General features: G+C 50.4%; 10 protein-coding genes and 3 tRNA genes. 12 read left to right on the top strand and 1 reads right to left on the bottom strand.

Annotated elements, in window-relative coordinates; all coding sequences use genetic code 11:
• Nucleotides 1-2: 2 nt before the first annotated feature.
• The 8 genes from pyrF to AC1DF0_RS08940 all read left to right on the top strand — a co-directional run bounded on the left by pyrF (nt 3) and on the right by AC1DF0_RS08940 (nt 10,595).
• Nucleotides 3-737, top strand: coding sequence for an orotidine-5'-phosphate decarboxylase (gene pyrF / locus AC1DF0_RS08905; protein WP_477573696.1), 735 nt, complete (start codon nt 3-5; stop codon nt 735-737).
• Complete coding sequence (pyrE, locus tag AC1DF0_RS08910; RefSeq protein ID WP_442051639.1) at nt 730-1,377, top strand: orotate phosphoribosyltransferase; 648 nt, start codon at nt 730-732, stop codon at nt 1,375-1,377. Before pyrF ends, pyrE begins: the two co-directional genes overlap by 8 nt.
• A gap of 194 nt (nt 1,378-1,571) precedes the next feature.
• Nucleotides 1,572-3,296 carry a methyl-accepting chemotaxis protein gene (locus tag AC1DF0_RS08915; RefSeq protein ID WP_442051640.1) on the top strand — a complete coding sequence of 575 codons (1,725 nt, stop codon included), beginning with the start codon at nt 1,572-1,574 and terminating at the stop codon, nt 3,294-3,296.
• Between the two features lie 222 nt (nt 3,297-3,518).
• Nucleotides 3,519-4,250, top strand: a complete 732-nt coding sequence (locus tag AC1DF0_RS08920) for an ABC transporter ATP-binding protein (protein ID WP_442051641.1) — start codon at nt 3,519-3,521, stop codon at nt 4,248-4,250.
• Entirely contained in the window at nt 4,216-5,280 is a 1,065-nt protein-coding gene (locus AC1DF0_RS08925) for an efflux RND transporter periplasmic adaptor subunit (protein ID WP_477573697.1), read from the top strand. Before AC1DF0_RS08920 ends, AC1DF0_RS08925 begins: the two co-directional genes overlap by 35 nt.
• 3 nt (nt 5,281-5,283) lie before the next feature.
• Nucleotides 5,284-8,190: an FtsX-like permease family protein gene (locus tag AC1DF0_RS08930; RefSeq protein ID WP_442051643.1), complete on the top strand. Its 2,907-nt coding sequence runs from the start codon at nt 5,284-5,286 to the stop codon at nt 8,188-8,190.
• Nucleotides 8,191-8,193: 3 nt separating this feature from the next.
• Nucleotides 8,194-9,081, top strand: a complete 888-nt coding sequence (locus tag AC1DF0_RS08935; protein ID WP_475820420.1) for an ATP-binding cassette domain-containing protein — start codon at nt 8,194-8,196, stop codon at nt 9,079-9,081.
• Nucleotides 9,082-9,086: 5 nt separating this feature from the next.
• Nucleotides 9,087-10,595, top strand: coding sequence for an ABC transporter substrate-binding protein (locus AC1DF0_RS08940; RefSeq protein ID WP_477573698.1), 1,509 nt, complete (start codon nt 9,087-9,089; stop codon nt 10,593-10,595).
• Between the two features lie 59 nt (nt 10,596-10,654).
• On the opposite strand, the gene AC1DF0_RS08945 is transcribed toward AC1DF0_RS08940, so the two are convergent.
• Complete coding sequence (locus AC1DF0_RS08945) at nt 10,655-11,170, bottom strand: 2'-5' RNA ligase family protein (protein ID WP_442051646.1); 516 nt, start codon at nt 11,168-11,170, stop codon at nt 10,655-10,657.
• Between the two features lie 150 nt (nt 11,171-11,320).
• On the opposite strand from AC1DF0_RS08945, the gene AC1DF0_RS08950 reads away from it, so the two are divergent.
• From AC1DF0_RS08950 to AC1DF0_RS08965, 4 genes are all read left to right on the top strand, one after another.
• The gene (locus AC1DF0_RS08950; RefSeq protein WP_337098657.1) at nt 11,321-11,485 is read left to right on the top strand and encodes a hypothetical protein; all 165 of its coding nucleotides are present in this window, start codon (nt 11,321-11,323) and stop codon (nt 11,483-11,485) included.
• Nucleotides 11,486-11,612: 127 nt separating this feature from the next.
• Nucleotides 11,613-11,689 (top strand) — tRNA-Met (locus AC1DF0_RS08955).
• Nucleotides 11,690-11,724: 35 nt separating this feature from the next.
• Nucleotides 11,725-11,801 (top strand) — tRNA-Ile (locus AC1DF0_RS08960).
• Between the two features lie 24 nt (nt 11,802-11,825).
• A tRNA-Leu gene (locus AC1DF0_RS08965) sits at nt 11,826-11,911 on the top strand.
• The last annotated feature ends 132 nt before the right edge of the window (nt 11,912-12,043 follow it).

The raw sequence follows: 12,043 nt of genomic DNA on the forward strand, positions 1-12,043 counted from the left end.
CAATGAAGCTGACAAGAGAGCAGGCGGCTGGCCGCATTATGGTAGCGCTCGACTATCCCGAAGCTGCTGCGGCAGAGAAGTTGATCGCAGAGCTGCAAGGCATTCCTTGTTACATGAAGGTAGGCATGCAACTATTCTACGCGGCTGGGCCGTCCTTCGTAGAGAGCTTGAAGAAGCGCGGGTATTACGTGTTCCTTGACGTAAAGATGCATGATATACCGAATACGGTCAAAGGCGGAGCAAACAGCGTAACGAAGCTTGGCGTAGATATGTTCAATGTCCACGCAGCTGGCGGCGGGGCGATGATGGAGGCAGCACTGGAAGGCGTCGACGCGGCGCTTGGCAGCGGCATGAGAAAGCCGACCGTTATTGCGGTTACGCAACTAACAAGCACGAACCAAACTACACTGAACGAACAGATCGGCATAGCTGGAACAGTCGAGGAGGCTGTGCTTCGTTACGCGAAGCTGACGAAAGCGTCCGGACTTGATGGCGTTGTCGCTTCCCCTTCCGAAGTGGAAGCGATCAAGGCTGCATGCGGCGCTTCGTTCAAGACTGTTACGCCAGGCATTCGTCCTATCGGCGCTGACGTGAACGATCAATCGCGCATTATGACGCCAAGCGAGGCGCTACGTCAAGGTACTGACTATATGGTCATCGGACGCCCGATTACAGCAGCGCCGTCACCGCGCGCTGCGCTTGAATCCATCATTGAGGAGCTGGTAGCTTATGAGTAAAGTAACATTAACGGAATTGCCGCAGACGATCGCAAAGAGCTTGCTTGCGATTGAGGCGGTAGCACTTCGTCCGAACGATCCATTCACATGGACTTCAGGCATCAAGTCGCCAATCTATTGCGACAATCGTCTCACAATGAGTTACCCTGAGATCCGTGATCTGATCGCAGAAGGCTTCGCAACTCTTATACGCGAGCTATACCCGGACACCGAGGTTATTGCGGGTACGTCGACTGCAGGCATTCCGCACGCGGCATGGGTAGCGCAAAAGCTGAACCTGCCGATGGCCTACATTCGCGATAAAGCGAAAGGTCACGGCAAGCAAAACCAAATCGAAGGCCGTATCGTGCCTGGTCAAAAAGTTGTCGTTATCGAGGATCTTATTTCCACAGGCGGAAGCTCGCTGAAAGCAGCGCTTGCTGTTCGTGAAGCAGGAGCTGAAGTACAGTCAGTGCTTGCTATCTTTACTTACCAATTCGAATCGGCCGTACAAGCCTTCGCAGCTGAGAACGTGCCGCTGCAAACATTGTCCAACTATAGCGCGCTAATTCAAGCAGCTGTCGATGTCGGCAAAGTTGACGAGACCGATGTAGATGCGCTGCAAGCGTGGCGCAATGATCCGCAATCGTTCGGCAAGTAACCATATGCTGTGAAATACAAGGATGAACACGCCGCAAGCCGGCGTGTTTTTTTTGTGTGACTCCAATACTGTGGATAGAGATAAAATAACAAAATAAATTTACAATTTTTTGTCGAAGCCCTCTTGAAATCGACGTTTCTCCCCGATAAATAAGGAAGTAGGTTTATTCGAATAGAGAAGGGGCGGGAATAATAATGAGATTTACTGTACTCGCGAGGCTTGCGTTGCTGGCAGCTGTGCCTCTTGTGCTTTACGTATTCACGAGCATTTTTTTACTTGACCAGCAAAAAAAGAGTTTTGAAGAAATGAAGCTTGAAATTTATGATACGGCGAGCAATGTGGATAGGCTAATTCTTAACGCCGACAGAGATATGTATCAAGCGTATACAGCATACTTGCGATTGGAATCGGGATCGCTTGACGAAGCGGATAAAAAAACGGCGAGCGAAGAGATTTCCGGAAATCTGAAGCAAGCGAGCGATCGATTGACGGAAGCGAAACTGAAGCTGGCAGATACAGGAGTTGGGAGCTATACATACGGGGACAGCGGTCGTTCGGTTGACGAATTGTCCAAGGAACTCGCGGTCAACTTCGGCGCATGGTCCAAGCTAGTGACGGAATCGGCTGCGAACAATGTCAACCAAATTCATAATGATGAGGTCGATAACGGATTCCTCGCGAGTCGTACGGGCATTGATGAGATCGGACAAAATGTTGAGAAATATGCGGAAATCAACATTACCGAAATGGATGAAGAGCTCGAAACTAGCTTACTCACTACCTTCATCGGGATCATAGTTGTGACGATCATATCGATCATTATGGTCTTCATTACCGTTCGGAAGATTATGAGAACGGTCAACAACGTCGTATCGAAGACGAGAAGAGTTACGGAATTTGACTTGACAGTAAAAGCAGACGCGAAGTATAGCAAGGATGAGTTGGGCGATATCAATCAATCAGTTGATCAGATGATAGGCATGTTGCAGCGGCTTATTGGAGGTATTGTCGATCACGCGAAAGAAGTGACCGAATCTTCTGCGCATCTTACGACGGCGTCCAAAGAATCGGAGGATGCAGCGAATCATGTCGCGCTCAACATTCAAGAGGTAGCGAACGGTTCGGAGATCCAAGCCCGCGGTTCCGAGGAAACGTCCAAAGCAATAGAAGAAATGACGATCGGCATACAACGGATAGCCGAGAATACAGCATCGCTTGCGGAGCATTCGACGTCGACTTCCCAGCAGGTTGATCAGAGTAAAAACGCGCTTGAACGTTTAATCGAACAGATGCAATCAATCAAGACAGCGATCGAGAATTTGTCTGGAACGATCGTCTCGTTAGAGAATCGTTCGAAACAGATCGGCGCGATTGCCGAAAACATTACGTCTTTCTCCAACCAAACGAATATTTTGTCGCTAAATGCTTCGATTGAAGCAGCGCGTGCGGGTGAGCATGGCAAAGGGTTCGCGGTTGTCGCCTCGGAAATTCGTAAGCTGGCAGCTAGCTCGTTGGAATCGGCTGACGGTATTCATCAGCTCGTATCCGTCACTCGCGCGGAGATCGACGGTGCATCGACCTATATGGCCCAAACGAAAGAATGCTTCGGTGCCGGCGCTGAACGGGTAACGGATATTCGCCAAAGCCTGGAAGTTATCGTAGATGCCATTAGTCAGATGACGGAACAACTGCACGAGAACTCTGCTATAACGGAACAAATGTCGGCGAGCTCTCAGCAGGTGAACGCATCCATGGAGCAGGCCGCTGCAACAGCTTCCATGAATATGACGAAAACCGAGCAAGTGGCGGCAGCCACGGAGGAGCAGCTGGCATTGGTTGAGAATATTGCTTCTACAGCCGAGCAGCTCTCGGGGCTTGTGAATATTTTGAACAATGGTGTAAGCAAATTTAAGCTGTAGTATTGGAAGGAAGAGTTGTTTTGGCGAGCAGCATATGCCGCTGGATGCAGCTCTTTTTTTCATATTGAAAAGTTATAAAAACTTACCCGAAAAAAGTCGTAACTTTTTGAGCACGTCCTACGTCTATCATGTAAGATGAGAATTATGAAAGTCTTACCAATCGTTTTCATGGTTTTTATGCATGGGGTTTAGACTTACAAGGGGGAGGTATGAGTAGCGCAAATGGCAATTTCTAAGGAAGTAGAACGAGAAGTAGAGCAGCAGTCCGCACCAAGCGACGAACCGAGGAAACTGCTGACCGTGAGCCAGGTGGAGCGTGAGTTTCTAGTTGGAGGTGCGCCGCTACGCGTATTGAAGGGGATCAACATGGAGCTCAAGGAACGTGAGCTTGTCATGCTTAGGGGCCGCTCAGGCTCTGGCAAAACGACGCTACTCAATAGTCTTGGCGGTCTCGATCAGCCGAGCTCGGGTGAAATATGGTTTAACGGGATGCCGTTCCATCGCATGAGTGATAATGAACGCACGCTCGTACGACGCAAGCATATGGGATTTATATTCCAAGCTTTCGCGCTTATGCCCCTCTTGTCGGCTTGGGAGAACGTTGAACTGTCGCTTCGGATGGCTGGAACGCCTCGTGCGGAGTGGAAGGAACGTGTAGCCCAGTGCCTGGAGCTGGTCGGTCTGGAGAAGCGTATGCACCATAGGCCGTTCGAGCTGTCAGGCGGCGAGCAGCAGCGCGTAGCCATAGCGAAGGCTATTGCTCACAAGCCGATGCTTCTGCTGGCTGATGAACCGACGGCAGAGCTTGATTCCGGAATGTCCGCGCAAATTATGGCCGTCTTTCAAAACATTATTCGCACTGAACAAGTCACGATATGTATGACTACACATGATCCTACGATTTTGGAGGTTGCCGACCATGTCTACGAAATGGTTGACGGTAAGTTTATTTAAGCGGTCCGTCATTGCTTTAATGAGTGTATCTCTAGTTTTTGCGAGCGGATGCTCGCTGCTGCCGAAGGAGCCGGAAGAAGAGGTGCTGCCGGAAATCGCACCGCCTCAAATTTCCAAGAAACCGGAGTACGAGGTGACAACAGCTACTTTGGAAACAAAGGTGCAGGTCATTGGCAAGCTTATTTCTTTGAAGGAAGAGACCTTATTTTTTACTTTGGATGGTAAAAACCTGAAAGAACTGTATATTAAGGCCGGCGACACGGTGAAGGCGGGTCAAGTCATTGGCGAGCTTGACGTCGATGAGCTGACGAAGTCGCTTCGGCTGGAGCGTTTAAGCTTCAAGAAAGAAGAAATCGCAATGAAGGAATTGCTTCGCACGCGCGATGAGATGGATCCTACGGATTTCGAAGAGCGTCAGATCGCTTTCGAGGAGAAGAGACAGAAGCTCGTCGATATGGAAGAGGAGATCGCGAAAGCGACGCTCGTTGCTCCATTCGGAGGAACTATCGTGACCTTGAACGTTCAGAAAGGTGATCTCATTAAGGCGTATGCGCCGATTGCCATCGTAGCGGATACGGCGCTAATGACGCCGGCAGCGAAGCTGTCCAAGACGGAACTGGAGAAAGTGGCGCCGGGTATGGAAGCGGTCGTTAACATGAACAGCATCGGCAATTTCAAAGGGAAAGTAAAGACGCTTCCCGTTAAAGCCGAAGAAAATAACAATGGCGGCGGTCAACCTGGGGAGACGAAGCCCGAGCGGCCCGAAGACTTCTTGATCGTGAGTGTAGCTGATTTGCCTAAAGGGCTTAATCGCGGCGCACCGCTGTCGATCAGTATTATTACGAATCGGACGGAAAACGCGATCGTTATTCCTCCTTCTGCCCTTCGTTCAATCGGTTCGCGCACCTATGTGCAAGTTGTCGATGCTGAAGGAAAGCGTGAAGTGGACGTCGAGGTAAGGCAGCAGACGGCTACGCAGATCGAGATTCTGCAAGGTCTTACGCCGGGGCAGAAAGTTGTAGGTCGATAGCTGATGGGGATTCCGTTGTTTCGTTTTTTGTTCCGCAAAATGTGGAACACGCGCTGGCTTACGTTAAGCACGCTGGCGGGGCTGACCTTGGCGGTCGCGTTTGCGACCAGTATACCGATGTACGCGGACGGCGCGCTTAAGCGAGTTGTTGCTGATTCGCTGCAGGAGAAGAGCTCTGGCCTTCCTGCCGGATCGCTGCTCATGCGGTATCAATCACCCTCAGGCGGAAAAACGGATTTAGCGGCGTTATCGGAGCTGAAACGTTATATTACCGAGGATGTGCCGAAGGAGATTGGATTTCCGTTCGGCACGTACGTAACCGGCTATTCGATTCGAAGCGGCGACGTCGTACCTGAGGATCCCACGAAGGTGGATGCGGGACGTAATCGCCAGCTTACGATAATGACGATGTCGGAGCTTGAGTCGAAGACCGAGCTGACGCAGGGCAGATGGTTCACGAATAGCGAGGGCGACGGCGAGATCCTTGAGGCCGTCATGCTCGAGGAAGCGATGTATCGCAATGATGTACATATCGGAGATGTATTCGAATATCCGGTATACGGCGGTCTAGACCTGACGCTGCGGGTGAAGATCGTAGGGGCGGTTAAGCCGCTGCTCGATACAGACCCTTACTGGTATCAAGGCTTGGAAGGCTTGCTGAATACGTTCCAAATCAGCGAGCAGGCGTTCACTAAGACGCTGCTTGAGAAGCACGGTATCCCGCTTCATAATGCAAGCTGGTATTATGCTTTCAATCTATCGGAGATTCAGACGAGTCAGCTTTCGCCACTTGGTCGGACGCTGGATCGATTGAATATAGAGCTCTACCAGCGATTGAAGGATACAAGGGTCGATATTTCCTTTGCCTCCACGCTGACTGAGTTCAAGAAGCAGAGCTTGCAGCTTCAAACCTTGCTGTTCACGCTTGCTGCGCCGATGCTTGCGATGGTCTTTTTCTTCATCGCGATGAATGCTCGACAATCGCTCGACAAGCAACGGAGCGACATTGCGGTGCTTCGCAGCCGCGGAGCGGGAACGAGGCAGATTATATGGATCTACCTGCTTGAAGGACTTATACTCGGAGGTCTCTCGCTCGCTGCCGGTCCATTCATCGGTTGGTTCATGGCGAAGAGTATCGGCTCGGCGAACGGATTCCTATCCTTCGTTAGCCGTAAGTCGATTCCGGTAGGTTTCTCGACAGAGGCGATTATCGCCGGCGCTGCGGCAGTGCTTATTGCGATATTGGCGACAGTTATACCGGCCGTTATTTATGCCCGCGCCTCTATCGTTAACTACAAGCAGCAGCTTGCGCGCTCCGATCGTCAGCCGGGATGGCAGCGATGGTTCCTTGATGTACTGCTGCTTGGTCTAGCCGGTTACGGCTGGTATCTATTCAATGAACGTCAAATGCTGACGTTCCAGACCGGTATGACAACGGATCAGCTTAATGTTCAGCCGTTCCTGTTCTTCGTGCCGGCGCTAGCCATATTCGCACTTGGACTATTCTGCTTGAGGCTGTTTCCTTGGCTGCTTAAGCTGTTCAACTGGCTAGGACGCAAGTTCTTGCCCGTACCGATTTACTTGACGCTGACACAGCTGTCTCGTTCATCCAAAGGTTATTATCCGCTTATGATTTTACTCGTTCTTACGCTAGGGCTAGGTGTATATAATGCTTCGGCGGCCAGAACGATTGATCTCAATTCGACGGAGCGTACGCTTTATAAATACGGCTCGGATGTCATTATTCAGACCGTATGGGAAGGTACGACCGAAATTACGACGTCGGGAGGAAATAACGGCGGCGGTAATGGCGGGGGCTCTGGCGGTGGAGGTAACGGAGGAGGCAATGGAGGCGGCGGAAACGGTGGAGGCGGTGGCGGTGGCGGTGGCGGACAAACGACACCGACTCGTACGCTGTATAGCGAACCTCCGTTCGAGCTGTTTCGCAAGCTGGAGGGTGTAGAAGCTGCCGCTCGAGTCATGCAGACCAAAGGCAATATCGTTATTTCGGGCAAATCGGTTGGTCAAGGCACCGTAATGGGCATTGACAACGTTGATTTCTCTAAAGTTGCTTGGTTCCGTGATGATCTGTTCCCAGCGCATCCGTTCCAGTACTTGAACAACTTAGGCAAATACGAGCACGGGGCGCTTATTCCATCCGGCGTAGCCGAGCAATATCAGCTGAAACTCGGCGATATCGTATCCGTTGGCTTTACGGACGGGATGCTGGAATTTACAGTAGCCGGTATAATACCGTATTGGCCGACGCAATATCCGGACAAATCGCCTTTTGTAATTGCCAATTTGGATTATATTTACGATCAATTACCTCTTATCCCTTATGAGGTATGGCTGAAGATGAAGCCGGACGCGAAGGTTGCGCCCATTATTGAATCACTTCAGCAAGCAGGCGTTGGACTCGCGTCGGTTAAGGATGTGCGCACAGAGCTCATCTCTCAATCGAAGCTTCCTACTAGAGGCGGCGTATTCGGGATATTAAGCTTAGGCTTCCTGGTCTCCGTCATCATTACGCTCGCTGGTTACGTCTTATATTGGTTCTTCAACTTATCAGGCCGTGCCGTTCAATTCGGCGTACTTCGCGCAATGGGGCTGTCGCGCAAGCAATTGACGGGAATGCTGCTGCTCGAGCAAATCTTTACGGCAGGTCTAGCGATTGGGCTAGGTGTTCTAATAGGCAAGTCGGTCAGCTTGCTCTTCCTGCCTTTCCTGCAAACAACCGAGAACGTTGCAGAAACGGTTCCGCCGTTCCGGGTTATTTTCAACTCGGACGATACGAATCAGCTCTATTTTGTCGTCGGATTCATGATGTTGATCGGCGCTTTGCTGCTGTTCCTCCATATCCGCAGACTGAGAGTGCATCAAGCGGTCAAAATGGGAGAGGAGCGTTAAGCGATGATCGATTGCGAAGGACTTGTCAAGATTTACAAAACAGACGATCTCGAGGTCGTCGCGCTTCAAGGGTTGAACCTGAAGGTGGAAGATGGAGAGCTGATGGCGATTATCGGCAACAGCGGCAGCGGCAAGTCAACATTGCTGAACATATTGGGCGGCCTTGACCGCCCCTCCGCCGGCCAAGTGAAGGTAGGGCCATGGGATCTGCTTAAGATTACGGAAGAAGAAACCGTGCAATACAAGCGTGAGACGGTTGGTTTCATTTGGCAAAATAATGCCCGCAATCTGCTGCCCTACTTATCCGCACTAGAGAACGTTGAAATGCCGATGATGCTCTCGGGCAAAGTCGATCGCGCCTACGCGAAGCAACTGCTTGATTGGGTAGGGCTCAAGGATCGTATGCATAACAAGCTGCATCAGCTCTCAGGGGGCGAGCAACAGCGGGTGGCTATAGCCATCTCGTTGTCTAACCGCCCGAAGCTGCTGTTAGCCGATGAGCCGACAGGCTCGGTAGATACGGCAACCTCCGATATGATCATGGGCATATTCCGGCGGCTCAATCGAGAGATTGGCATTACGGTCGTCATCGTAACGCATGACTTGACGCTAGCCGGCAAGGTGGACCGTGTCGTCGCCATCCGTGATGGTCTTACGAGTACCGAATTCATTAAACGCAATCCGAACATTACTCTAGGTGGAGGTGAGGCAGAGCTTCCGGCAGCAAGCGGGCTGCAGACGGTACATGAAGCGTATGTCGTTGTAGACCGTGTCGGACGTTTGCAAGTGCCAAAAGAATATTTGACGGCGCTCAACATTAAAGACAAAGCAACGATGGAGTTTGACGGAGAGCGGATTATTATTACTCCGCCTAAATCATTGGGGGGTTAAATCGAATGAATAAGTTAGCAAAATTGCCTTTGCGTAAAGTGGTTGGAGTTAGTATGTCGCTTGTTTTGCTCGGCGGCGTCTTGGTTGGATGCAGTGGATCTTCCGATAAGTCTGCGGAGAAATCAGTGCTGCGAATTGGTGTCATGTATGGCGGCTCGGACAATGAGCCTTATATGCGCCAGCAATATACGGATATGTTCGAGATGATGAATCCGAACGTAACGTTCGAGATCGTCGGCGCGATCAATTATGATGATCAGCGTTTTGAATCGCAGGATTCTTCGAAACCTGTTACGGAACAACCGGATACGTATGAGAAAGTGAAAGAACTGCTGACTGGCCAGAATCCGGTTGACGTCATGATCTTCGACTACAACCTGCTCCGCCGTATGACGCAGGATAATCTGCTCCAACAGCTTGATCCGCTCATTCAACAGGACAAATTCGATCTAACGGATTATGTTCAGACCGTTATTGACGGCATCAAAGCGGCAGGCGACAGCAATATTTACGCACTGACGCCAACATTCAGTTCTTCGGCACTTTTCTATAATAAGAAGCTATTCACAGATGCTGGCGTTACGCCTCCAACCGATAAAATGCAATGGTCCGAAATCTTGTCGCTTGCTCGTCAAGTAGCAAAAGGCGAAGGCGAAGACCGCAACTTCGGCTTCTCGTTCAACCGTTGGTCGAATGACGGCTTTAGCGACACGCAAACGTATGCTAACGCGCTTCAATTGAAAATGTGGGACGATAAAGCAGAGAAAATGCTCGTTAACAGCGATCAATGGGCGGAAGTATGGCAGACGGTAGCGGATCTTTATAAAGAGAAGATCGTTCCAACGCAAGAATTCGTTCAACAAATGAATGAAAAGATTAGCGCAGAAGGCGGCAACGATCCATTCTATGGCGATCTGTTCATCAAAGGCAGAGTCGCAATGACGATTGGCGAGTACTACTATATTAACGAACTGAAGAAAGCTTCGGATAACGCGGCGAAGGTCAAAGACTACACTCCGGTTGATTGGGATGTCGTTACGGTTCCTACGTTCCCTGGCAACCCTGACGTAGGCGGCAACATCTACTTGAGCTCGCTAATGGGCATTAACGCGAAAGCGCAAAATCCGGATGGCGCTTGGGATTTCATTAAGTTCACGAACGGCAAGGAATGGGCGAAGCTGAAATCGAGAAGCTTGTACGAAATGGTTGCGCGCAAAGAGTTCTTGACGCCGATCGGCGGTTTGCAGTACAACATGGATGCATTCACGACGCTTAAACCGCTTCCTCCTGTAAGCTCCGATCAGGAGAAGATTTACCGCGAGAAACCGGGCATTTGGGAAGCCCAGTCACCTGGATACGAATTGTTCCAACAAGTGCTTACCGAAGAGAAGACGGTTAAGGAAGCACTCGCCGAGTGGGAGACGCGCGGCAATGCTACGCTTGAGAAGCTGAAGACCGATCCTACCGGCGGCATGGGTGACGGCGGCATCTCTCGGCCTATGCCCATGGGTTAAGCAATAATAAGAAAGTAGAGAAGCCTGCATCCGACTTTGCGTCGTGTGCAGGCTTCTCTTTATGTTTTTTTGAGGTCGAAGGCTCGTAATTGTTTCCATGTCCCTTTGTCTGATTGCTGTAATAAGGTCAGCTTCTCGATCGTGGAGGTGAGGTTCACCTTGTTCATTCGCCAATTGCCGTATAGATCGTACAGCTCATCGGCTGTCAGTTGCTGGGCTAACGTCAAATGAGGCGTGTAGACGTAACGCTGCTCTTCCAACGCGAGCGGACCGGTGCAAACCTGTTGATGCAACTGAACCATCGGTGAAGGGTCTTCCAGCGCCATATACAGCACATGACTGACCGGGAAGAAGGAGGATACCCGATTGAAAGCAATCGTAAAGGGTGATAGGGCGGTTGATACAGCTTCCAGATGAGCGATCGCTGCAGCCAGCTTCTCATCACTCCACGATTCAGCCTCACGAACAGTCAGATGGGCGGGGATCAGCGAATAATGAGGGTCATGTCTAATTCGTAATCGATCGGCAGCTTCCTGCACCTTTTTATCGGGAAAAACCGCAATGCCATATTTCATGTCCACCAGCCTCCTGAAAAGATCTTATGATTCAAGTATACCCGAATGCATGAAAAGATAAGAATTTCCGATTTTGGGGTATTCTATGGCTACAAGCACGCTTGCAGAATAGAAAAACGCAGGAGATCGCGAACAGTAGGAGGAATCAATATGAGGTGGGTATACTGGGTGCGTTTGTACGAGACCAAATTCCAAGCGGGATGCCTTGTAAGGAGGATGGAGAACGATTGGTGGGTATACGGCTACGAATGTCCGCGTGAGGTTGAAGTATTCAAATCGCGCAAGGGACGTTACGGAGTAAGGTTCTTACCATAAAACGGGATCGGCTAGAAAAGATTCTGAAGAAAATTAGAATAATTTGCTTGACTTGAAATATGCATATATAGTATATTAATTGATGTCGCCATTTCAAAAAAAGCTTTTTTAACAAATGGAATTACGTCGCGGGGTGGAGCAGCCCGGTAGCTCGTCGGGCTCATAACCCGAAGGCCGCAGGTTCAAATCCTGCCCCCGCAACCAACCTTTCGATCTCAACGTCAACCGGCGTTTTTCGAGGGCCCTTAGCTCAGTTGGTTAGAGCGGTCGGCTCATAACCGATTGGTCGGGGGTTCGAGTCCCTCAGGGCCCACCATTTGCAAGCTTTTTTTACACACATGCCGGGGTGGCGGAACTGGCAGACGCACAGGACTTAAAATCCTGCGGTGGGTGACCACCGTACGGGTTCGATTCCCGTCCTCGGCATCCTTTATCGGACTATATGATTGACGTACATAAAACTCCTTTTTCTTATCTGTGAACCGCAGCTGAGAAGAGGGAGTTTTTTCTTGATAGATGTCTTTTATTGATAGAGATATTTGTCGAACATTTGTTTGG

The organism is Paenibacillus sp. 05T425, assembly GCF_056396205.1.